The 23,517-nt window shown below is 57.4% G+C and carries 15 protein-coding genes and 1 pseudogene; 1 reads left to right on the top strand and 15 read right to left on the bottom strand.

The features are described 5' to 3' along the window. Positions 1-34: 34 nt before the first annotated feature. From VIN30_RS01655 to VIN30_RS01675, 5 genes are all read right to left on the bottom strand, one after another. On the bottom strand, positions 35-1,642 hold the full coding sequence (locus tag VIN30_RS01655; protein ID WP_326425087.1) for an FAD-dependent oxidoreductase: 1,608 nt from the start codon (positions 1,640-1,642) through the stop codon (positions 35-37). Positions 1,643-1,893: 251 nt separating this feature from the next. Further along, positions 1,894-3,237: a peptidylprolyl isomerase gene (locus VIN30_RS01660; protein WP_338208764.1), complete on the bottom strand. Its 1,344-nt coding sequence runs from the start codon at positions 3,235-3,237 to the stop codon at positions 1,894-1,896. Between the two features lie 237 nt (positions 3,238-3,474). Next, positions 3,475-5,286 (bottom strand): translational GTPase TypA, encoded by a 1,812-nt coding sequence (gene typA, locus VIN30_RS01665; protein ID WP_326425083.1) that lies wholly within the window; start codon positions 5,284-5,286, stop codon positions 3,475-3,477. Between the two features lie 123 nt (positions 5,287-5,409). Next, positions 5,410-6,021, bottom strand: coding sequence for a J domain-containing protein (locus tag VIN30_RS01670; RefSeq protein ID WP_326425082.1), 612 nt, complete (start codon positions 6,019-6,021; stop codon positions 5,410-5,412). A 106-nt stretch (positions 6,022-6,127) separates the two neighbouring features. Beyond that, a complete protein-coding gene (locus VIN30_RS01675) occupies positions 6,128-7,774 on the bottom strand; it encodes an ATP-binding protein (protein ID WP_326425080.1) in 1,647 nt (548 codons plus the stop codon). Between the two features lie 182 nt (positions 7,775-7,956). Here VIN30_RS01675 and VIN30_RS01680 point away from each other — a divergent pair, with 182 nt between their 5' ends. Then, positions 7,957-8,805 carry a TraX family protein gene (locus VIN30_RS01680; RefSeq protein ID WP_338208767.1) on the top strand — a complete coding sequence of 283 codons (849 nt, stop codon included), beginning with the start codon at positions 7,957-7,959 and terminating at the stop codon, positions 8,803-8,805. 65 nt (positions 8,806-8,870) lie between these two features. Here VIN30_RS01680 and VIN30_RS01685 read toward each other — a convergent pair whose 3' ends face one another. From VIN30_RS01685 to VIN30_RS01725, 10 genes and pseudogenes are all read right to left on the bottom strand, one after another. After that, on the bottom strand, positions 8,871-9,365 hold the full coding sequence (locus tag VIN30_RS01685) for a hypothetical protein (protein ID WP_326425078.1): 495 nt from the start codon (positions 9,363-9,365) through the stop codon (positions 8,871-8,873). A 57-nt stretch (positions 9,366-9,422) separates the two neighbouring features. After that, positions 9,423-13,091, bottom strand: coding sequence for an InlB B-repeat-containing protein (locus VIN30_RS01690; protein WP_338208769.1), 3,669 nt, complete (start codon positions 13,089-13,091; stop codon positions 9,423-9,425). 81 nt (positions 13,092-13,172) lie between these two features. Then, positions 13,173-14,570: pseudogene (locus tag VIN30_RS11535) on the bottom strand (InlB B-repeat-containing protein); the annotation flags it as partial. After that, positions 14,509-14,733, bottom strand: coding sequence for a hypothetical protein (locus VIN30_RS01695; RefSeq protein WP_338208772.1), 225 nt, complete (start codon positions 14,731-14,733; stop codon positions 14,509-14,511). The gene VIN30_RS01695 and the pseudogene VIN30_RS11535, both read right to left, overlap by 62 nt. A 411-nt stretch (positions 14,734-15,144) precedes the next feature. Continuing rightward, positions 15,145-15,768: a signal peptidase I gene (locus VIN30_RS01700; protein WP_338208774.1), complete on the bottom strand. Its 624-nt coding sequence runs from the start codon at positions 15,766-15,768 to the stop codon at positions 15,145-15,147. Between the two features lie 35 nt (positions 15,769-15,803). Next, complete coding sequence (locus tag VIN30_RS01705) at positions 15,804-16,922, bottom strand: MucBP domain-containing protein (RefSeq protein ID WP_338208775.1); 1,119 nt, start codon at positions 16,920-16,922, stop codon at positions 15,804-15,806. Further along, the gene (locus VIN30_RS01710) at positions 16,919-17,743 is read right to left on the bottom strand and encodes a hypothetical protein (RefSeq protein WP_338208777.1); all 825 of its coding nucleotides are present in this window, start codon (positions 17,741-17,743) and stop codon (positions 16,919-16,921) included. Before VIN30_RS01710 ends, VIN30_RS01705 begins: the two co-directional genes overlap by 4 nt. A 12-nt stretch (positions 17,744-17,755) precedes the next feature. Then, positions 17,756-18,565 (bottom strand): hypothetical protein, encoded by an 810-nt coding sequence (locus VIN30_RS01715; RefSeq protein WP_338208779.1) that lies wholly within the window; start codon positions 18,563-18,565, stop codon positions 17,756-17,758. 2 nt (positions 18,566-18,567) lie between these two features. Further along, entirely contained in the window at positions 18,568-19,161 is a 594-nt protein-coding gene (locus VIN30_RS01720) for a hypothetical protein (RefSeq protein ID WP_338208781.1), read from the bottom strand. Between the two features lie 9 nt (positions 19,162-19,170). Further along, positions 19,171-22,992 (bottom strand): hypothetical protein, encoded by a 3,822-nt coding sequence (locus tag VIN30_RS01725; protein WP_338208783.1) that lies wholly within the window; start codon positions 22,990-22,992, stop codon positions 19,171-19,173. Between the last annotated feature and the right edge of the window lie 525 nt (positions 22,993-23,517).

The following is a 23,517-nucleotide window of genomic DNA, read 5'->3' on the forward strand; positions in this document are numbered from 1 at the left end:
CAGCTTTCCCGCCGGCCACCACCACGGGAGGGGACTAGTAGTTAATGCCCAAGGCGCGCTTTGCCGCCACGCGACCCGTAAGTACCGCGCGACCAACGCCCATACCGCCGGCGCTCATCCGCTGCACCAGGCCTCCAAAGAAGTTGCCTGAGTTGTTGCCTGCCGCGTACAAGCCTTCGATAACATTGCCTTCGGTGTCCAGCACCTGCATATCGCCGTTAACCTCCAAACCGCCCAGAGGGGTCAGGCACACAGGCTGGCGTGCCAAAGCGTAGAACGGCGCCTGGGCGACGGGCTTCAGGCGACGCGCCTGCTTGCCGAAATCCTCGTCGTAACCCTTTTCGCACAGCTCGTTATAGCGTGTCACCGTGGCAACGAACGCATCGGCGGGCACACCCATGGCCTCGGCCAGTTCTTCCAGCGTATCGCCCTGATAGATGTCACCCGCTTCAATGGCGGCGGGAACAATGGCTTCCCAGTCGCCGCGCATGAAGCCGCTCGTTCCCATCGACTTCACATCGGTTGCGTAATTCGCATCGAACACCTGGAAATGCATGCAATCGGGCTGGGCGACATCCTTGGCGTACAGCTGCTCGTAGGGACGATCCTCATTGCTGAAACGTTCGCCATTCTTGTTGACGCGCAGCCATGGCATGAGCGTGCCCGGATACTCGGGCACGTTGATACCCGGGTCGTAATGGATATTGCACGCATGAGGCCCCTGCTGCATGGCGGCACCAGCCCAGAAGCCAATCTTGTGGCCGTCGCCCGTATCGTAGGTATTGCTGTAGCCTGCAGGCAAGCCAATGGCATGGGGAAGGAACTCGTCGCGCATCTCGGGGTCGTTGCCATAGTCGCCAGCGGCCAGGATAATTCCCTTAGCGCCCTTGCAAAGCAGATAACCGCCACCCTTCTGCTCGGCGATCACGCCCACAACCTTGCCCGACTCATCGCGCTGCAGCTGTACAGCCGGACTGTCGTAGCGAACATCCAACAAGCTCGCATCGGCGTTGTCTACCATGTATTGCATGAATCCAGGGAAGGTGTTGTGCGCTCCGTTGGCACCTCCCATCAGGTGAACAACAGGGAACCCGTGATTCCACTCATCGTCGGCCTCTACGGGAACATCTACGATTACCGGCCCCATGCCGTAGTCCTCGATCTTGGGAATCAGCCAATTTGCGACCTCGCCGCTGTAATTCACCCAATTGCGCAGCACTTCAACTTTGGCTCGGTTCTCGGCGCCCAGTTCCAGGTCGTTCACCACTTCCCAGCCGTCCTGCTTCACACCTGCGGCCTCCTGAACTGTGGTGCCGTTGGCGGCCCACACGTCGCCATGGCAGAACACAGTAGAGCCCTTCTGCAGCAACACTACCGAAGCGCCGTCCTCAACAGCCGACACGGCAGCCACGCAGCCGGCGTTGCCCGCGCCGACGACCACCAGGTCGGCCTCTACCGTTTCCGTAATCTTGTCATCGGGAATGGGATCGGGGGCAGTGCGCCATCCCGATGCAGAAGAACCCGTATCAGCGGCCTTAACATCAGAGGATGCGGCGGGGGCACATCCAGCCAATCCCAAAAGAGCGGCGGCCCCTCCGGCAAATGCCGTACCCTTGATGAACGTTCTGCGATTCAAACTCATGAAAATCCTCCTTGCTCCTTCTCGCAACGGAGTAAAGATTCCCAAAAGTTCTCGAAGGGAACAATTTACAAGTCACCGAAGATGTCTGCTTATTGACACATCGTTCGACTTGTAAAGACGATCACCGAAAGACAGCGACGTCCGTCCCATCTGCGCTTCAGCTTGAATCGTAAGTTGCAAACAGAAAATAAAAAAGCGCCCGCGGAACGGGCGCTTGGGGGTTGTTCTGAGGAAGGAGGTTGCGCGCGAGGCTACTCGGCGGCGTCCTCGGTAGGCTGGTCGGTCGTGCCTTCGGCCGGCTGGTCGGCGACTGCGTCGGAGCCGTCGCCCTCAGCGGGCTGCTCGGTGCCGTCGGCCACCTCGTTGGCGGCATCCTCGGCCTCACCCTCGGCGGCTTCGCCGCCCTCGGCAACACCGTCGGCCACGGTATCGTCGCCGCCCTCTTCGGCGCCTTCCTCGCCCACTACTGTGCTGTCGATAGTGACCGGGTTGCCGTCCTCGTCGACACCGGTGATGGCGCCGGACGTGTCCTCGTCGGCCTTCTCGTAGTTCGCCATGTCCACGTAGTAGGGCAGGCCCTCGGGCATGTCGTTGATCACGATCTCGGCAGCGTTGCGCTGCTCTTCCAGCCAGGTGTAATAGGCCTGCGACTCGTTGTTCGACTTCGCCATAGCCCTCAGGGCGTCCTGGAACTCAGCCGGCAGCTGGTCCAGGCTCTCCAGGCTCTCCGGAGCCTCGAACACATCGGTACACTTGATGATGTGAATGCCATAAGTGCTGGGCACCAGACCGCTGATCTGGTCCTTCTCCAGGTCGGCCAGAGCCGTGGTGTACTCGGACACGAAGTTGTTCAGCTTGTCCCAGCCCACGTTGCCGCCATCGGCCGCCGAAGCGGTGTCCTTGGAATAAGACTCGGCCGCCGTGGCAAAATCGAGCTCGCCCGACTGAACCTTCTCCAGCACTTCCTGGGCCAGGGCCTCATCGCTGGCATCGAACAGAATGTGGGACGACTTCTTCGCGCCGGAATAGCTGGACACGTACGTCTGGGCCGAAGTCAGCACGTCCTCATCGGCCGGATCCTCGGCGTTCTCGGCCACCTTGGTCTTCAGCTGCTGGGTCATCAGCGACAGCTCGATGTTGTCGCGGTACTCGTCCTCGGTCATGCCCACCGACTCCAGCGCCTGGGACCACGCCTCATCGGAGTCGTAGTTGCTGCGCATGGAATCGACGTACTCGTTCACCTGGTTGTCGTCGGCGCTGATCTCCTGGGCAGCAGCGCCCTGCTTGATCAGTTCCTGGTCGATGTAACCGTTGATCATTTCCTCGCGCACCGACTCGGGCGTGTAGTCGTTGGCGGCCATCCACTCGCCCCACGACTGCTCATCGGTAACGCCCAGCTGGGTGCGAATGTCCTGAATGGCCTGGGTAACGGTGTCTTCCTGAATCTCAACGCCATTAACGGTAGCAGCCACGCCACCCGTATAAGTCTGCTTGGGGGCACCGGCGTTGCCGTCGGAACATCCAAGCACACTCACTGCGCACACTGCGGCCAGCCCGACCGTGGCGAACGATTTCGCAAAGGACAGTTTTTTCATAAGACCCTTCCTCATAGGCGACCGGAACCGTCGGCTTCGTTGCTGGTGCATTTAAAGACAGTTCCAGATGATTTCGAACTGCATTTTCCCATGCTGCCCATGAGGTAACAACTGACGCACAATTTGCCCACTTTTGATTCACGGTTCGTCAATTACAGAAAGAACAATCCCCACGTCAACCATGAGTAAACGACGTGGGGATTGCACAAGGCAACTATGAAATTAGGCAGCGCTCGGCTACTTCTTCGCGGCCTTTTTGCGGTCGGTAGCGGAAAGCAGGCGCTTACGCAGACGAATGGACTGCGGAGTGACCTCCACCAGCTCGTCATCCTCGATGTACTCCAGGGCCTCTTCCAACGTGAAGGTGATGGGCGGCGTCAGCTGGATGGCCTTGTCGGCCGAGCTGGAGCGCTGGTTGCCCAGGCTCTTCGTCTTCTCGACGTTCACCACCATGTCGCCTTCCTTGGCCGACTCGCCCACGATCATGCCCTCGTAGCACTCGTCGCCCGGGCCGACGAACAAACGCCCGCGCTCCTGCAGAGTGTCCAGCGCGTAGGCCACGGCCTTGCCGGTGGACATGGCGATCATGCCGCCGTTCTTGCGACCGGCCATCTCGCCGGAATAGGGGCCATACTCCTTGAAGTGGTGGAACAGCATGGCCTCGCCGCGAGTGGCGTTCAGGATGCGAGTCTTCAGACCCATGGTGCCGCGCGACGGGATGCTGAAAGTGAGGTGCGTCATGGTCTCGTCGGAGGACATGTCCTCCATGATGCCGCCAGCAGTGCCCATAACCTCGATGGCCTTGCCCGCGTACTCGTTGGGCACATCCACCGTGGCCTCCTCGATGGGCTCCAGCTTGCTGCCGTCGTCGGCGGTTTTGTACACCACACGCGGACGACCCACCTGGAACTCGAAGCCCTCGCGGCGCATGGTTTCCATCAGCACCGACAGATGCAGCACGCCACGGCCGGCCACCTCGATGCCCGTTTTGTCCTCGAGCTCGTTGATGCGCATGGAGATGTTGCTCTCCTTCTCGCGCATGAGGCGCTCCTTCAGCTGGCGGCCGCCCACGATCTCGCCCTCGCGGCCCACTAACGGGCTGGAAGAAGCCTCGAACACAACCGCCATCGTGGGCTCCTCCACGGCGATGGGCTCCATGGCCACGGGGTTCTCGATGTCGGTGATGATGTCGCCGATGTCGGCATCCTCGATGCCGATAACGGCCACGATATCGCCGGCGTCAGCAGCGGTCACCTCGGCTTTGCCCAGGTTCTCGAAGGTGTACACCTTGCGGATCTGCGCGCGGCGCTGGGTACCGTCGGGCTTCACCACCAGCACCTGCTCCTTTTCGTGCAGCGTACCGCTGACCAAGCGGCCCACGCCAATGCGGCCCTCATAGCTGGAATGGTCCACCGTGCACACCTGCAGAGCCACCGGACCGTCGATATCCACATCGGGAGCGGGAATCTCACTCACAATGGTGTCCAGCAGGGGCACCATGTCCATGTTATCGTCATCGGGGGCCATCCGCGCATAGCCGTTCACGGCCGAGGCGTACACCACGGGGAAATCGAGCTGCTCGTCGGTCGCACCCAGTTCCACCATCAGGTCGAACACCTTGTCCACTGCGCCCTCGGGGTCGGCATTGGGACGGTCGATCTTGTTCACCACCACCACGATGCGCAGGCCGCGCTCCAAGGCATGAGACAGCACGAAGCGGGTCTGGGGCTTCGGGCCCTCGTAGGCATCAACAATAAGCAGGGCACCGTCGGCCATGTTCAGCACGCGCTCCACTTCGCCGCCGAAGTCGGCGTGGCCCGGGGTGTCGATGACGTTGATCTTCACGCCCTTGTAGTTGATGGAGATGTTCTTGGAGAGGATGGTGATGCCGCGCTCGCGCTCCTGGTCGTTGGAGTCGAGCACGCGCTCGGCCACCTGCTGATTGTCGCGGAACACGTGCGATGCCCACAGCAGACGATCGACCAGCGTGGTCTTGCCGTGGTCAACATGGGCGATAATAGCAACGTTGCGGATGTTCTCTTGCTTCATGAATCTTCTTTCGTTTCGGTTTGGGGCGGCAGAAATTATAGCGCTTTACGGCGCGGTTTAAGCAGGGGTATCGCAGACGGCACCCGGGCGACAACCGCCGCCACGAGATAGATCTACGCGGCCTTACTCGTCTAGAAGGGCTTCGTATTCCTTGCGCTCTTCGGTAAGTTGCTCCAAATGCGCATTCAAGGTGTTCAGGTTGCGCTGGGCGCTGACCACCTGCACGATGCCCCAAATAGTAGCGGGCACCGCCATGGCGGCAATGAATCCGAAAATGCCAAAGGGTCGCCGAATGGTGAACAGCGCCGCCACGGCGCCGATAGCTGCCATGGCAAGGCCGTTGCGGCGCTCGTCGGAAACGGTATCGCGCTGGGCTACCAGCTGGGCGCGCGCCGCGGCAATACCTGCCAGCCGCGCCTTGATCTCGGCCTCGGTGAGATATTCCACCTCCACATCGCCCTCGGTTTCCGTCCACGAGCGCGCGGCGCCAGAAGAGTTAGCCGAGCTCGCACGACCGCTCCGACCACGGCCAGCGCTGCCGGCACCGGAGCTCAGCAGCTCGTAAGCCTCTTGCAGGCGCTTGAACTGCTCGGTGGCGCGGTTCTGCAGCTTCTCGTTTCCTGCGAACTTGTCGGGATGCAGAATCTGAACCGTCTCTCGATAGGCGATCTTAATATCATCGGCCGTGGCGTCATCTTCCAGACCAAGTATGTGAAGCGCTTCGTTTCTGTTCATGCGGGCATCCTAGCACGACCGAAACGCCCCGTACGCCGCCTGCGCGCTACTACCACGGAAACTGCAAGCCACCAACCTCGCAGAGGCGCCACTCGCACGCACCTCGTCACAGCGCGTTACGCGTTAGACGATACATGATCCCCGGCCCCTTCCGACCTCCCAGCCGTTGCACCACCCCCTTCTCGATCAATCGATTCAAAGCGCGGCTGATGGTGGCTTTCGACCTCCCCAAGCTCTCAATCAGCTGGCTTGATTTCACCGGCTCATCGGCCTCATCCATAAAAGATACGATGTCGAATTCCACCGACCCGCTCTCCACCACGTGAATCGTAACCGCTTCGCCGCTCTCTCCAGCAAAATCTGTCACCGTGCGCACGATGCGCTCAGGGTAGTGCTGCTCCGCTTTGCGCATGGCCCGCTGCAGCGGTGACTCCAAACGCGGAAGCGGAGACGAGCTTTCCCATCGAACGTCGGCCGCGGCGCCCTTCTTGTACAGGTCCACCACAAACACGCTGATGTAATCGCGCGCTACCGGTGCAGGGTGCCCTGCCTTTTGCAAACTTGCGCACATTTGGAAGTAGCCCGTGCCCTTGTTCTCCACCACCTTCCCCTGCTCGGCGAAGCCCGCAAGGTACGAAGTGGACTCCAGCACCCGAGAAAGAACGGCATTGCGGGAGAACGATGCTCCCAGCTCACCCAGGCGTTCCACGGTCATTTCCCCGCACAGACCTCCTGGGCTCATGATTTCGATGCGATCGTCGTACATGTTCACCTGAACTTGCGACCGCAAGCCCTCGGGCGAATAGTCTCGATGCAGAAGCGCGTTGGCAATGGCCTCGCGCACAGCTGTTTCAGGGTATTCCCATTCCTCAACACGGAATGCCCCCTCCATCTTCGACACGCGCTTCATGTTGCGGCGCACGCAATTCATCGCCTCCGAGATCATAAGGGGAATGGGCCCCGTAAGATTCTTGGAGTCCATGAAGCGGATTCCCTCCAGCGTCACATCAGCTTTCGACGTGCCTGGATACCGTGCGAAGGAAACATACGCGCGGGGGTAGTGTCGCTGCGGATATCGCGCCAGAGCCATAAGGCCAGCAAGGGTGGGCCTAAGCGTACCGGCCTCATCGCGGGCGGCTACCTTCGTGGCTTCGAGAATTTCATCATCGCTCATATCCTTGAACGCCCGCGATGACTCTTGCCGCTGGAATATCAGGAACAGACTGAGAAGCTCGGAATCGAACTCCTCCATATCGGCTTCAGGCACCACCGCGCAATCGAATTGCGGGCAGTGGGCGCCTTCCATGATGCGGTCTACCTCGTAGGGGCTCAGGCGGCGGTCGCCATCTCCCATCCGCACAAACGAGCCCTCGTACACCGTGCGCGCTTTCACGTAGCAGGGTTTTTCATAGGGAACAGTCTCGGGCACTATCGCCACAACCACGGGCGCGCCCTCGAACGGAACAATATCGATGGAAGCTCGAATCGGCGGCATCATTTTCTGGCTGCATGCCTGAGCCAATCCGTCGGCTACGGAACGCGCATCGAACCCTTCCACCGGCGTGAACCCCTGGCTCTCCGCCAAGCCCAACACGAGAATGCCGCCGCTGGTATTCGCGAACGCACTTAGGGTTTCCACGATGTTCTTGGGAAGGCCTCCCGCCGCCGCTTTTACCTCAACCCCCTCGGTGTCGGTTCCCGCAAGGCGAGCAAAGGCGATGTATTCTTCAAGATTGAACGCGTAAGCATCCATAGAGCTCGCCTCCTAGAAGTTTCAAGTAGTTTCATTATAATGATCTGTGAAACTATTTCAAGAGTCTTTTGAAACTATTTGAAACAATGCGAGGGCCCGAGCATCATGCCCAGGCGCCGCGCAGAAACGGGCACCTCTGCGGAACGGTATAATGGGGAGAATCGACGGAAAGGGAGGCACGGGTGCGACAGTCGGGCGGCGTGAGTGCGTTTGGGCTGAAAGTAGCCGCCATCGCAGGCATGACGTGCAACCACGTGGCAAACGTGTTCGCCACTGCGATGCCCGGGTGGCTGACGGTGGCATTCTGCACGTTCGGCGGCCTCACGTTCCCCATCATGGCCTTCCTGCTATGCGAGGGATACCGCCACACCTCAAACATTCGCCGGTATGCCGGCCGGCTGGCGGCCTTCGCCTTGGTGTCGCAGATTCCTTACTCGCTTCTGTGGGGCGCTACGGCAAATGTGCTGGTCACACTGCTTATCGGCCTCGGCCTGCTGTGGGCCGGCGACCAACTGCGCAACCGCATTGCCTACGGCGCCGTGGTGGTGGGCGGGGTCATCCTCAGCGCTTGGTGCGACTGGGGCATCATCGGTCCCATTATGATCCTGCTGTTCCATTCCCTGCGCCAGCGGCCCCACGGCGTGGCCTTGGCCATGCTGGTGCCTTTGCTGGCCTTAGGGCTGCCGGCCCTTCAGTGGGCGGTAGCGGAAGTTTCGACCGCTACGAACGGAACCGAACCCATCCTGGCCGAACAGCTTATGGGAGCACCGAAAAACGCCACTATCGGCGATGCCAGCATAGAGTCCCCCGCTCAGGCAGATGCGGGCGCCAGTGAATCCCACTCCATTATGGCCGCCCCCGGCACCACGGCAAGCCTTGGCACACTGGGCTACTACACCCTCGGGTTCGCCCTGGCCACCCTGCTCATGCTGGCCTACAACGGGCAGCGAGGGCGTCCTTTGAAGTGGCTCTTCTACTGCTACTACCCCGCCCACCTGCTAGCGCTTTGGGGTCTTTCGATCCTTTGGTAGATCTTCCACTAAACGCAAAAGGACGGCCCTCATGGGAGCCGTCCTTTGTACTTGGGGAGATCGCTTTAAGCGGCGATCAGATGGGCCAGCTCGTCGCGGCCGCTGAAGCGGACGGGCTTGCCGTCGGGGTCGTGGGCGGGCAGCACCTCACCCTCCCAAACTTCGCCGTTGTTCTCAAAGCGCTGCGAACGCACCACCCAGCGGAATGCCGGACGAACATGATCGGCCAACTCCACAATCTTCGTGGGATAGCTCATGTTCTGCAGGGTCTCCTGCAGGGCATCCAGCTCGGCGTCCTTCTCGTCCACCAGAACCAGGCCGCGCTCGGGGTTGTACACCAAACCGGCGCCGATGAATGCCAGGCGCATCTTTTCGCGGCGGCGATGCTCAGCCCACATGATGGCGGCGATCACGCCCGCCACCACGGCCCACCACACAACGGCGACGATGATGTCCACCGGATCGTCAACGTGGTTGAAGCCCAACTGGAACCACAGCCCCAAAAGCACGGCGCTGGCCACTACGGCCAAGGCCGCCACAAGCCAATTGCTCTTCTTCATACCAACCAACCTTTCGAAGAGGGCGCGAACCGAAGCTCGCGCCCGGGGTGTTGTTCCTTACAGCGCCTGATGCGCGCCCACGTACTCAGAAGCGTCCTCACGATCGTCCACACGACCGGTGATCTGCTTCTCGTAGTCGTCGATATCGCCAGCGATACCCAGACGACGACGCACCACAACCAGGCCGTACACTGCCGTCAGCAGAATGCCGATCAGCATAATCCAGTGCACCCAGCAGTGCGGCTCGTCGAAGGCGCCCATGGGCGTACCCTCGTCGGAGATTTCCTCACCGGAAGCCATCGGGGTTTCGGTATCCTCGATGGTCGCCGTGGCCGGGGCGGCCTGCGGCGTGGGATCGTCGGCGATGGCCTCAGCCGCGGGAGCGGCCGGAGCGGCCGGAGCGGCAGCTGCAGGAGCGGCGGGCACCACGGCGGCCGGCGTGGGAGCCGGAGCCGGGGTGGGCGCAGGCACCGGAGCAGGCGGCGGCGTCACCGGAGTAGTCGGCGTCGGCAGCGGCGTGGGCACCGTAATGGTGAAGTCGCCCGGAACCACCGTCACCGCGTAGTTAGCATTAGCCGTGTAGTTGGCGGTCAGCACGTTGGCGTACGTACCAGCAGCCTCGGCCGTGTTGGTACGCGTGTAGGTGATCGTACCCAGGTCGCCCGCGGCCACCAGCGAGCCAGCGGTAATGCGGCCCGTGAACAGCGGATCAGCCGCACCCAGCACCTTCGTAGCATCCGCCACCGTAATGGTCACCGGACGGGGGTTCACCGTCAGCGTACCGTTCACGGCGCGAACCGTGGTGTAGTTGCTCGTTACATCCTGACCGTTCTCATCGAAGATACGCATATCGGTAATCGTGAGAGCCGACGTGCCGGCTTCCGTCTGAGTGCCGGTAACCGTAGCCGTGGCCATATGGTTACGCTGCATGCCAACCACTTCGAAGTCCTGGGTGGTCAGCGGGGTACCGTCATACACCTTGGCCAGCGACTGAACCGCAAACACCACTTCATCACCCATGTTGACCTTCTCGTAGTTAACGCGAATCACATTGTTCTCCACACCGATAACGACGGAGTGATTCGTGCTCGTCAACGCATACGTCGTGTCATTCACACGCACGATGGGTTCAGGGGTGATGGTCTGAGTGCTTCCGAAGGTCACATCTTCAGCACCCTGAGTCCATCCGTCAGGTACGTTCTCCAACAACACGCCATCCAGGTAGTACTCAACCGTATAGGACAGATCGGTGCGGGCCTTGTAGAACACATCGATGGTCTCAACTACGTCACCACTCTGCCCCTCGGCCAGCGTATAAGTTTCCATCCCTTCAGTGTAATCCAACTCGTAGCCCGGGTACTTATCGGCAGGAGCGATCTGCGCGGCGTCGGACACAAACTGAAGTTCGTCATTCACCCACGCAGTCTTTTCGTAGAGCACCACGCCCTTATCTGCGGGAGAGTTATTGAGCCAGTAATTTACCGACACCGTCAGGCTATGCGTCTGGAACTCGTCCTTCACGTAGTAGACCTTCACCACATGAGTCGTAGCATCGGTTGCGTCGCCAGCGGCAACGGTATACGACAGCTTGCCCTCAGTTGACTCGCACTTATAGCCCAAGAACTTATCAGTCACGTTAGGCTGAACTGCAACTGTTGTGTCTTCGGCAATCCAACCAGACTCTGTAACCACATCATCCTCGGCGTCGGGCGTAGTCTTAGCCTGAGCATCGGCAAGCGTCTCGCCGTAGAAGTACTGCACCTGGGCGCTCACCGCATGAGTCTGATCGCGATCTTCCGCCCACTGCGCCACATACGCCGCGTCTTCCGTCACCGTGCCAGCGACCTCGGGACTCCAACCCGTGAACTTATAGCCGGGCTGGCCGAAGACGATGGGCGGCACGAGCGTTGCAGTCAGAGTGCCGTAATCAAGATCAGAGTAGTTCACGAGCTCAAAAGCGCCGTGATCACCAGGCAGGTAGCTCACCGTCAGCTGCTGCTTGAAATACACCTTCAGAACCGTGGTGCCATTACCAGCAATCTCAGCAGATTCGACATTAGCGGCGGCTGTATCGTAGACATATCCATCTTTGGTGGGAGTCTTGTCGGCTTCCGTCACCTCAGCCTTTGCAGCTGTGGTTCCCTCACGATCGACCGTAGTGTCGGGATCGCCTGCGTACTGGCCATTCTTCTGATAGTAGTACTCCACCGTATACGGAGTGTCGGTCTTAGCCGTCCACGAGCCAGTAAACTCCACCGGTTCATCAGGCATCGTAAACGAAGAGTCCTTCACAGTGTCAGAGGTCCAACCATTGAAGGTGTAGCCCTCCAGAGACGGCTTCGCGGCGACCATCACTTCCTGCTGGTACTTATAGGCTTGGGGCTTCGGAGCCTCCTCGGCACCCTCGGGCACATCGCCCTCATACTGGTAGCTCACCTCATATTGGTTGCGCTCGTAATACACCTTCAGAACCAGCGAACCATCCCCAGCAATAGTACCAGTCAGAACATTCTGGTCATTGTTAGCGTCAAACCTGAAGCCCGTATAGGACACCGTGGTATCAGCCTTGGCCTCAACACCCGTAGTACCCTGGGTTTCAGAATCGACATACGTAGCCGTATCAGAATAGGTACCATCAATGTTCTGCAAGTAGCGCTCAACCGTGTACTTAGTGTTCGCTTTAGCCGTGAAAGAACCGCGAATCGTTACGTCGCGAGCGGGCATCGTGAAAGTCTGGCCAGCGATAACAGTCGCCTCCTCAGACTTCCATCCGGAGAACTCATAGCCCGCAACCTCCACGTTCGGGGCAACAGTTACATCGGCGCCATATTTGTACGTGCCGCTGGCAGGCACCGTGGGGGCACCAGCCGGAACCTCACCATCATACTCATACGTCACCGTATATTCGTTGCGATCGTAATAGCGCTTCAGCACCAGAGACCCGTCGGCAGGGATCTCTCCCTCTAGTTTATTTTCAACGTTACCGGCATCAAAGGTAAAGCCGTCGAAAGTCTTTTCGGGAGCAACTACCGACTCGCCCAGCGTGCCCTGACCAGATACCGTGGCAGCCGTGGCGAGTTCATAGCCTCCGTCAAGATTCTCCAAGTAGTACTGAACCTCGTAGGGCATGTCGGTACGCTTGGTGTAGTAGAAGGTGATCTCGTTCGTGCCCTCGGAAATGGTAATGGTCTTGCTGCTCGGCTCGACTTTGTTGTAGCCGGCAATGTCAATAGCTTGCTCGGTTACCAAGGCACCAAACGTCTGACCGTCCACAGTCTTGCTCGCGGCAAGCTCGGCGCCCGTACCCTGCTCCAGATACTTCACCGTGTAGGAGAGGTTGGTCTTCTTGGTGTAGTAGAAGATAACGACGTTGTCTTCCGTTTCGACAGAGTTGATGGCCAGCTTCTTGCCGAGCCGTGCCGACTCTAGCTCCACAAGATCGGTAGTATCAAGATCATAGCCGGGAATAATTGAAGAGGGGACGGAAACCTCGGTGCCGAAGGTCTGTCCGTCTACTTGATCGGGAGCTTTGATGTCAGTATCAGTATCTTTGTCGACATATTTGACGATATAGGACAAGTTCTTTACAGGCGTGTAGTTGAAGATGATCTCATTTTCAGAACTGGAAATGACGATCGACTTCCGCTCAGCATCCACCTCGTAACCGACAATGGATTCAGCATCCTCATGATAGGTCTCACCGAACGTTTTGTTCTCTCTTGTCACAGAGAACGCGAGTTCCTTGTTGGTTCCCTGCTCAAGGTACTTAACGGTGTACGATTCCGTTTCACTAATCGCCCACTGAGCAGTGAGAGTCAAATTCCCGTCGGGCATAATGAAGGTGTCTCCGGCGGAATAATTCTTGCCATCAGAGCCAACCCAGCCAGTAAAGACGTAACCATCGCGCTCGGGAGCCTCCTGAACGGTCAGAGCTTCGCCGCTTTTCTGATAGCTCTCCTTCACGGCACTTCCATCGGAGAACTTGCCCCCGTTTGCATCGTAGGTGAGTTTGTTCTCATGGGTAACGTAGCGCGCATAAAAGATAGTGGGTACATTCACGACAACAGAATCAGCGGCCTTCTCGGTGTAATTAGCATCCGAGTACCACCCGTCAAAGTACCAGGTTTTTCCATCGTAACTCTTAGTCGGCTCATACTCTGCACCATCAGTCTGGAACGCTACGTTCTCCTGAACAGTGCTGTTTATTTCGACCGTCGAGTTTTTCTGATGCTCCACCGAGCGCGTGGACATGTTTCCATTGGGCTCTATAATTTGATAGCCCAAAGACGCCCTATCTTGCTTGTCGATAATAAGCTGAATGTCGATATGAATGGCAGTGCTCGGCTTAAGCTCTTTGTAGTCATAGCCTACAGAACCTCGAGGCGATGTCATCACAAGGGGAACCCACTCGAAGGTCCAGGAAGGATCGTACTTTTCTTTGCCACCCTTTCCATTGTAGTAAGTCTGCAAACCTTGGATGATTTCCTCATCCGTAGGCCACTCGGTAACATACTCGTTAATATCGAACTTCGTGCCGTTGTGCGTCTCTCCTTGATACCAGCGATCGCCGAGATTTTCAGGCACGAGCGTATGCCCGTTCCCTGCATACATATAATCAGTAGCCGCAGTATCAACCGTGCTATCTTTGCCTGGAAGCAGGAAATAGAAGTAAGCCAAGCTTTGGGCAGCTTCAACAGTTATTTTGTAGGTTTCAGAGCCAGCGAGCGTATAAACACCCCGTGCGCCCCGGTTATACCATTCATGCACAACGGTCACAGAACCCTGGGCGACAGCAGTAACAGTGCGACTACTTGCATTCCAAGCCTTGTCTGTCTCACTCAGGCTTACGACACCGGAGGATCCTTCAACCTTCCACGTGTGATACTGATTCCGATTGCCTCCGCTCAAAGTCTCGCTTTCGCCAACCTTAAGCGTAACGGTACTCGTATCGGCAGCAAGCGTTGCAGGCTCATCATCAAACGACATGAGCGATGTGTCGTTATTAATCAGCGCTTGCTCAGGAGTCTCTGTCAGGTCGTTAGGATCAGCCGTATCCTCTTTCTCCGTGACGGGCTCCTCGTTCGACGGGGTGGTTTCCTTTTCCACCTCCTCGGTGGAATCGGTTTCCTGGGTGCCCTCTATCTCAGAGGCACCCCCCCCCCGTGACGATTTCCTCGTCCTGGGGAGCATCAGACTCGACAACATCGGCGACAAACTCAGTATCCTGAGTCTCCTCGCCGGCGTTGGCTTTGTCCGTGAACATGGTCACGTTCAGGAACGAGAACACCAGTAAGACCGACAGCAAGACCGAAAGGAACTTGCCCTCGGCGGTGTTCCGCGCATCCACGAACCGCGCGATGCTCCGCATACTCCTCACCAACCTTCTACTCTGCTTCCACTACTACGTTTCTGCTGCTTAAATACCGGGGCTCTGCGCCGGATATTTAACCCGCTTCGCACATTTCCCCGGAACCTCAGCCCTTACGACATAAAGGCTGGTGACCCCTAAGGTAAACGTTTGATTACATCCACTTTACAGAAAAGAACGCCAAAGTAAACTGACAAAAATGACTGAAAAGTCAAGGAGGGGGGGGGCAGCGAGATTTTCATGCTTTGAACTGGTAAAACTTACCGTTACCCTTTCGGGGCTAATTTACCCTATCATTTAAATTGACCGACTTATGACATGCTAAATTGGACACTGAACGGCAATTCATCCCTTTTCGCGGCTCTTTCCCGTTACTTTCCCGTCATTTAACAAGCAGTTTTCAGCTGCTGTTCAGCGGGTGCCGTCGGCCCTCTCGCGACGGTCGGCGAGGTTTCCCAAAACGGAGCCGACCACACAGAACGCCACCCCCATGAGGATAATCCACCCCAGCACCAGCATGCCTGAAGTAGACCCCAAGGCCATCAAGAAGTACCCCACATAGGGAACCGAGAACGTGACCAACCCCAGAACGTTTTGGTAAGGAACCGGATGCAGGTCGTTCTCGGCGTTGGCGTCGCCCTTGGTAGTAAGCTCGCCAGCAGCCACATCGTTTTCCTGCACCCGATGCACGATCACATCCTCGTCGCGCCAGAAGGCCGCCACATCGCCCGCCTGCAACGATTCCCCGGAAGCCGGTTCGGCATACACCAGGCTGCCTGTGGGGTAGGCAGGCTCCATCGAGCCCGAAATAATGGCGTAAGACTGCATGCCCAGAACGCGCGGCACCACGGCAGCGCCCATGCCCACCACCAGCAACGCGACAATAATGCACGCGCCGACAACGGCGCACAACCGGGCCGCCACCCGCAAGTGGGTCAAGCGCCGCTCAACAGCGTGGGAGAAAGAATCGCGGGATATGTTCGCCGACTGCTGGGCCATGGAATCAATGTACCACGAGGGGCGGACCGCCGCCATGGCGCCCCGCCCCTCGATCGGTCATTCAGAAAACCCTAGGCTTCCGCCGGTGCTTCCTCTTCTTGGTTCTTGCGATGGGCGCGCACCAGCACGAACGCCATAAGTGCGGCAATCACTGCAGCGGCCACGGCCCAGGGAATCCACGCGGTGTTGGCCGCCGGGGCTCCATCGCCCGGCTGCTGGCCTGCCGACAGCGCATTCTCATCGTCGTTGATGGTCTGTACCTCGGGAACGGCGAGCGGCGTGCCGTCGTCGGAAAGAACCTCAGTGCCCGCATCGGTGGTAAGCGGCGTCTGCTCGATGGGATTCGCGGGATCGCCCGTACCAGTCCCGGCACCAGCGCCAGCCGCCGCGGCGGCAACCTGCTCCGGCGTCACCGTGGTGAAATAGGCCCCCTGTGCCGTTGATCCATCGGAAGTAGTCACATCCACGCGACCTGAGGGCTGCTGCACCGTGGTGGTGCCCTCAGCCAAACGCGTATAGCGGAACGTGACCACGTTCCGCGTTTCGTCGGCGGAAAGCGTCAGCACCACCAGAGTAGCCTGGGGCAGATAGTTCTCAATGTAAACCGGAGCCGTAGCCGGACGATCGCCGATGTCGCCGAAGAACGTCTGGGGCTCCTGCAGCTGGTTGCCATCGGCATCCACGTAATTCACGGTGTAGGCCACGCGATTGGCCAGAATGCCGTAAGCCACCACGAAGTCGGTGTCCTCAGTGATGGTGGCCGGATTCGTTGCCACCATATCGCCCTTATCGTTGACCGTCGCATAGTAGGTGGTCTCCACTGCCACATCGCCATGGATATTGTCGGACTGCACGTTGTCCAGCGCTGCCAGGCGAATACCCTTGGCGTAGTACTTGCTATCAGCGGGTACTTCCACCTTTACCTGGCTAAAGTCGAACGTACTCCCAGGTTGGACCGCGTTCGCCCCATCGAAGACCACTTTGTCGGAGCCATTCACAGTGCCCTGGTTGCCAGCGTAAACCGCCACACGATAGGTCGTACCGTTGAAGGGTTGCGCCTGGGGCGTCGGCGAGGTGCTCTTGTCAGCGGCTGGGTCTGCGAAGGCAGGTGCCGCGCCCAGGGAAGCAACCATCGCTGTGGTACAGACGATGACCAAGGCCTTTCTCGTCAGTTTATCGGTGAACTTCATCGGGCGTCGCCCTCCTTTGAATCCTGATCGTTTTTACGACGGCGAACTATGGCAGTTACCAGCACAACGCCCGCCAGCGCAACGATGAGCGCAATGATTCCCATGCGGATAGTGTCCCCGGTCTGAGACAGCTTCTTCTCAGGCTTGTCAGACTGCGTTGGCTTCTCCTCGTCCTTGGGCGTATCCCCGCCGTTCCCCGGCACACCTGGATCCGTGGCATTGGGCTCCGCGGCAAAGGAAAGTTGCAGAACAGCATTGGTATCGAAGTAGGTATTGCCATGGGTCTCGCCGTCGATGGACACCTCGAGGATCACCTTGGCCCGAGCCTTGGCAGCCAGGGTCTCCAAGAAGAACCAATCTCCCGTGGCCTCGGTGGCATCGAAGAGGCCCTTGGTAGTGCCCGAGCCAGCATCGCCGGAAACCACCTCATTGGTCAGGATGACCTTTTCTTCACCGGCGGGATTGATGAACGTGAGCTTGTAGCTGTAGGAACCGCCGGAGTTGGAGTTCGCGTCAGTGAACGACTTCTCCATGGTCTTCAGCACTTCGTTCTTCATGTACCAGTCGGCTGCGCCATCGTAGCTCTCATAAAGGTCCACCGTGAACTTCGCTGAATCACCCGGCTGCATGCCGCCGATAATCCGAGCGATGGCAGCAGAACCATCGTCTTTCATTTCGGTACCAGTGAACTCCACCGTCCACTGTTTCTCGATGGTGTTAGCGAAAGCAGAAGGCACCAAGGCGAATAGCGCGGCTACGACCACCATGAAGGTAGCAAGGCCCGCGAAGGCGATATGTTTTCCCATGGCGGTTTGTTTCATGAGGACACCTCGCTAGTTTCTGCTGGTCCAGTCGAGGCCGTACTGTTCGAACTGCGTCACATCAATGCCCCAGGCGCTCTTGGCCGCATCAACCGCGTTGTTCACCTGCACGGAATCGACCTGGGCCGCAAGGCCGAGATAACACTGAGCGTAGGCACCATTAGCCGCTGCCGGGTCATCACGCAAAGACGAGCTGACGGCAATGCCCGTAACGGCAGGGGACGACGCATGCTCGCCAGCCTTCAGCACATGCTTGTAGTAGAACACCAAGCGCTCACCGGTGCTTTCCTCAGCGGAGAATACCCAGTCACCTTCACTTGTGGCATCGTAGGCCAGCTGGATGTGAGCCGGATTCAGAGTCGCATCCTTCTGAGGCTTGTCGGCCAACTCCTCGGCCGACACGGTAGCTGATGCGGCGGCTGTCGTTGCCGTGGGGGTCGACGTGGCCCAGTACTTGCGCACCGTCAGGCGTACGTATTCGTCCATGTCGTCGGAAGCGTTTTTCACCGAGAGCGCCTCGGGGTACATCTTATCCAGCTGCGGGCCCGTTTCCACATCTGCGCCCAACAGCTTGTCCTGCTGCTGGATGAGCTGGTCGTCCCCGGACACGATGCGGAATTCGGCCTCGTCACCGGTTTTCTCGGTCAGCTTCACGCCGATATGAGTCTGCTGGATCTCGGCCACGTAATCAGGGCTGAAGAATTCCAGCTTGGCGCGAGCAGGGCTTACCGCCATCATGACCAAGCAGCCCACGAGAGCTCCCGCGAGTATGATGAGCAGGATGCGCGTCTGCAACGAAAGGTTCTTAATGCTGCGAATCATGGCTACTCACCTTCCGCAGTGATCGGGTTGGTTGGCTGCTTGACCGGATTTCCCGGGTTCTTGAGGTAAATCGCTCCCTCAGATTCCACGAACGTGCCGTGCCAATCGTCCCAGGAAGTACCCTCGGCCTTCGCGCATTGCTGCACGACCACGATATCGAAGGGACGGAGTTTGGACTTATCCTTCACTTCCACTATGACTTTAATATCGCTTGTGGACTTGCCCGGCGCGATGGGGGCGTTGTAATACAACCAGCCACCAGCCTCAGTCCAGTCGGCAGCCTTATCCACTGTAATGGTTACGCCGCCTTCCATCTTGGTCGGGTCGGGATATACCAGCTTCACGCGCACCAGCGCATCAGCGGCGTTCTCGTTACCGGTGTTCTTCACACGGATCGTCTTATTGAGGCCGTCTAGCTCCTCCTCCACATCAGTCGGCGGCTCGTCGGGTTCCCATTGGAACGAGATCATGCCGTTGGCCTTGGTGGTGTCAGTATAGTAGGCATAGGCGGTACCCGTTGCCATGGCCAAGCAGGCAACCAGGGCGAGAGCCAATACCGCGGCGAATTTGCGCGATATACTCCGTGTCATGCTCACAACCTCCCTTTACTCGCCCGCAACCCGAGCGATCACTGGGTCCGTCAGATTGGTCAGGCCGCCTTGTGCCTCAGCAGCGGCGCGCCGATTCTTATACACCGTATCCTGGGACACCTGGATTCCGTTGCTGTTGAAATCGCCGCTCTCACCCTGAGCGTAGCTGTTCACCACGCCGGTGCCGTAAGACTTATCATCATTAAAGGTGTTTTCGAATTTGACGGTCTCATCACCTTTGATGGAGACCGCCTCCTCAGCAGAATCAACGGTGAAGTTATCGCCGGCGAAGCCTATTTCCTCCACCACGACGTACCAGCCCTTCTTGATATCCTCAATCGTGCGGGACATTGAAGCGCCCGACTCTTCGTCGAAGGTCATGCCGATGACCGTTTCAAACTTGGGGTTGTTCGGCGCCGCGGTATACGCAGCCTTCGACTGGTAGGCGCGCACCCGGAAGGCTGTGGTGATGGTGCCATTGTTTGCCGAGCCCATGTCCTTCAGGTTCGTCCAAGACTTATCGATCGTCAGATTGAAGGTATCCGGGGGGAGCTTCGGGTCGTCGGGGTTATCTTCTTTCGGATTCTTACCGATGGTGATTTTGCCGTTGCATCCAATGCCGCCGCCGTTATTGGCGGAGTAATTACCGGTAATGAACACGCTGGCTTCTTTCATAGCCGCCGCCTTCGCAGCCGCCTGACCCATCTCGTTGTTGTCCCCAAGGTACGGGTGAGCCTTCAGAGCCATGAAACGCGAGGCCACGGCATGCCCATCCTCGGGGAATTTGTTGGAAAGAATTTTATAGACGTGATAAGAGGATCCCTCTTTGTCGGTGTCATCCACAAAGGTTTTAAAGTACTCCACCACACCATCGGCGACAACAGTGTCAGAGTCATCTTTGTATACCGCACCGCCGTCTTTAGTCGGTTTAGTGATGTCGAAGTTGAGGTTCAAAAGATATTTATGATACCCCTTATGCTCATCGTCACTGTCGCGAACCGAGGTGATGAGTCCTGCCCGCGAACTATATTCTTCCGACGAATCATATCCTGTGCCAGTAAAGACCGCAGTTGTACCCACAAACACCTCTGAAACCTCATTGAGGGTCATCGTCTCTGGAAGGTATACGTAGGCATAGCCTTTTTCAAAATTTGCATTTCCAAAGGAATAGGTTTCCAGAACCTTCCCCATAGGGTCACTGACGACAACTTTATTAGCTGCATTAAACCAGCCAACTTTTTTGAACTCAACTCGATTGCTGGCTTTGCCACTCATGTAGCCATCCCAGTTGTAGACTCCGCCGCCGAGCATGTTGTTGTACACCGTGCTGGCCTTGGCGCAGAAGTAATCGTCGGAAGAGTGTTTCGGCAGATTGAGACGATTCATCGATGCCCACTGGTCGCCATACTCATTGGGGTTGGTGGTATAGCCCTCATGATTTGCCGTATTGTCGAAAATAGCGGCATCAGAGGTAATGACCGTGCCGTTAGTGCAAGCTGCCACGCCTCCGCCGTAACCGTCAGCCGTATTTCCTTTCACCACAGGATTGCGCACCTCGAACGTGCCGCCTGAAGGAACGAACAAACCGCCTCCACCATAGTCGAAATCGGTGGCTGTGCTGTTATTAGTGATGTAGCCCATGCGCAGGTAGCTCTCCGCTGCAGGCATGACCGTCAAGCCGCCGCCCTCGCTGGTACCGCAGGCGTTGCCCGCAATAACCGCATATTCAATGGCGATCTTTGGCATGACGAACTTGAACTCGCCCGGCAGGTACAGTCCGCCTCCGGTATCAGATGCATAGTTTGCGGTAATTTCCGCGTTATTGATCGTTGTGTTGGCGCCGGTGAATATTCCACCACCACCTCCGCCATAGTTGTTCCACGGGCGAGGTTCTGGGCTCTCAGAAGGATGCTCGCTTTCGTAATTATGATCAGATTGATTATTCGTGATGCAGCAAGACTCGTCTAACACGAGCGAGTTGGAGCAAACCGTTGATTCAATCGCGCCATTCTTCTTGAGCGTAGCCTTAACATACACGCCACCACCATCGGCCGCTGCACGATTACCAGCAATGATTGCATTACCAGCAATGCGAACATCAGAATTGGCTTCTACATAGATGCCGCCGCCGTTGGGATATTCCACGCGGCTTGACGCTATGACGGTATCACTTGCATCGCCCCGAGAGGCCTTGTTACCAGCGATAACAGCATCTCCATCTACGATGAGCGTGCAGTTCGTAGCCCAAATACCGCCGCCATTATGCTTTTGGCCCGACACATTGCCCGCAATATAGGCACTGTCACCCACCGAGAGCGTGCTTTGTTCTTTGGTTACTCCTTCGAAGTAGATGCCGCCACCATTCTCTTTAGCACCACTGCCCACGATAAAGCCACCATCGATGGTCACCGATTTGGCTCCTTTGGCCGTGATAGCATGGTTGCCCTCTGCGTTGGTGAAGAGACCACCGCCAATGGAAAGGGAGGCATTGGAATCCACCTTAATAAGAGCATTCATGCCTTCTGCCTCCAAAGACCCCGGCGTCTTCTCACCCGCGAGGTTGAGCTGGAGCTTGTCACGGATTTCCTTAGTGGTGCCCGTCAGACGATCGGTTTCAGAATGCGTTACATAATAGGTAAGGGTTTTGTTCTCATAAGTCGCCAGTTGAGCGATATCGGATTTAGCGTACTTCTCAGAGTTTGTCGTCTCCGTACTCTCTACTCCCACCGCTTCAATTCCCGCAGTAGCCGTATCGTCAATGGACAGGGAAGCGCCATCGGCGACTTCAAAAGCCACGGCATTTGAAGAGGGATCCTTGACAGTAATATGATGTCCAGCAAGCTGGATTGCCTTATCCCCCTCAACTTTCACGCCCAATTCAGATTCACCAAGTTCAACCTCAATGTCCCCAGTAAGGGTAATAGCCGTTTCGGCGTTCGTCGACTCCAAAAGTGATTTCAATTCAGTCCAGTTGGCAGCCTCTTCCTTTGCGTTAATTTCTGAAGAAGTAATTTTCACGACAATTTTCTTCTGCGACTTTGCGGCGGCCATGAGAGCATCGGCAGGGACGACATATCGGCCGTTCACAAAAGTGGTCTCAACCTCCACCGCTTCATCTTCGGAGGAAACCTGCGCGGCTGGTTCCGCCCCCTGATCTGCTGACTGCGGATAAGCCTGGGGAGTCAGATCATCAGCGATAGCCTCTTCTTGGCTGTTGCCCGTATCAGCTAGAGTAGCTGACTGCGAGAGCCCGGTACCCTCATCTTCCTGATGTTCTTTCGTCAGCTCATCGGTGGCAGCGACAGCGGGATCATTCGCCGATACCTCAAGTCCTTCGTCCTGAGAGCCACCTTCATCCGTTTGCTGGGTTGCCGCGACGCTGGCATTACCTTGTCCCGTTTCGCCATCCTGGCCAGACTGAGCTGATTCATTCGATTGTTTTTCAGAGAGCGAGGAGGTCGTGTAGGCAACCTTCCCAATCTTGAGGGGAACGTCTCCACCACAGGCTTTCACCGTAAACGTAACATCCCGCTGAGTAGAGACTTCAAGAGACGCGCCATTCTTGACGTTCTTCCCGTCATAGACAACCTTCATGCCATCGGCAATCTCAAAGTCGATCACGGCCACCTTCGGGTTGGCGGCAGCATCTTCCGTCGAGGCTGTGGCCGCAAAAGCCTGGAAGTTGCTCACGGATGCAACGAGTGCAGCAGACGCAATAATGGCAATCGCCTTCTTGGCGCGACTGTTCTTGGATGCAAAGCTTCGAATTGCAGCTCTCATCGTCTCCACCGTTCCTCTTATGGGCGCTTGTGCACCCATTCCTCTCTTCAGGCCCACGCTTTTTCAGGTTCCTCACAACCCGTATAAGCGCATAGGCGCACTGAGCGTAACTCAATGCGCTTTTTCAGCCATCTCTCCTCGTTCGATGCTCAGGGGGGGGCTCTCTCGTCTCTTCACCAGGGCATCTCTGTGCTTATGATCTCCATTTTAGATGCTCTGACAGGTTATTGTCTACCTGTCAGTTCGTCTTCAGGGAACAAAAGCGAGCGTAAGGTCTCCCTACGATTATAAGAATAGCCAGATTTGATAATTTGTCAGACTTTTACCTGTAATGACAGGGTAAAGCTATCCTAATGAATAGCTAATAGTTGCTCTTTTGTTACTTTTGAGTGGTGAACGGAGAGTTCTTCCAACCTGAATCGTTTTGCACAATCAAAAGGAGTTCGCAAATTGACCAGGGCCATATCCTCTAATAACAGGGGGCTTTCATTTATCAGGTGACTTTTCGCAAGGCCTTCCCCTGTTCCTGAGCGAGGATTTTGAGAATATCTTCCAGAAACAAAGCTAACACCCGAAAGTGTT

It is taken from the genome of Adlercreutzia wanghongyangiae, from assembly GCF_035989245.1.
In the GTDB taxonomy this organism is placed as follows: Bacteria; Actinomycetota; Coriobacteriia; order Coriobacteriales; family Eggerthellaceae; genus Adlercreutzia; species Adlercreutzia wanghongyangiae.

Coding starts and splice junctions, on each gene's coding strand:
- VIN30_RS01670 (WP_326425082.1), bottom strand. CDS start 6,021: ATGAACAGAAACGAAGCGCTTCACATACTTGGTCTGGAAGATGACGCC.
- VIN30_RS01715 (WP_338208779.1), bottom strand. CDS start 18,565: ATGATTCGCAGCATTAAGAACCTTTCGTTGCAGACGCGCATCCTGCTC.
- VIN30_RS01705 (WP_338208775.1), bottom strand. CDS start 16,922: ATGAAGTTCACCGATAAACTGACGAGAAAGGCCTTGGTCATCGTCTGT.
- VIN30_RS01710 (WP_338208777.1), bottom strand. CDS start 17,743: ATGAAACAAACCGCCATGGGAAAACATATCGCCTTCGCGGGCCTTGCT.
- VIN30_RS01700 (WP_338208774.1), bottom strand. CDS start 15,768: ATGGCGGCGGTCCGCCCCTCGTGGTACATTGATTCCATGGCCCAGCAG.
- typA (WP_326425083.1), bottom strand. CDS start 5,286: ATGAAGCAAGAGAACATCCGCAACGTTGCTATTATCGCCCATGTTGAC.
- VIN30_RS01675 (WP_326425080.1), bottom strand. CDS start 7,774: ATGGATGCTTACGCGTTCAATCTTGAAGAATACATCGCCTTTGCTCGC.
- VIN30_RS01660 (WP_338208764.1), bottom strand. CDS start 3,237: ATGAAAAAACTGTCCTTTGCGAAATCGTTCGCCACGGTCGGGCTGGCC.
- VIN30_RS01655 (WP_326425087.1), bottom strand. CDS start 1,642: ATGAGTTTGAATCGCAGAACGTTCATCAAGGGTACGGCATTTGCCGGA.
- VIN30_RS01695 (WP_338208772.1), bottom strand. CDS start 14,733: ATGCGGAGCATCGCGCGGTTCGTGGATGCGCGGAACACCGCCGAGGGC.
- VIN30_RS01685 (WP_326425078.1), bottom strand. CDS start 9,365: ATGAAGAAGAGCAATTGGCTTGTGGCGGCCTTGGCCGTAGTGGCCAGC.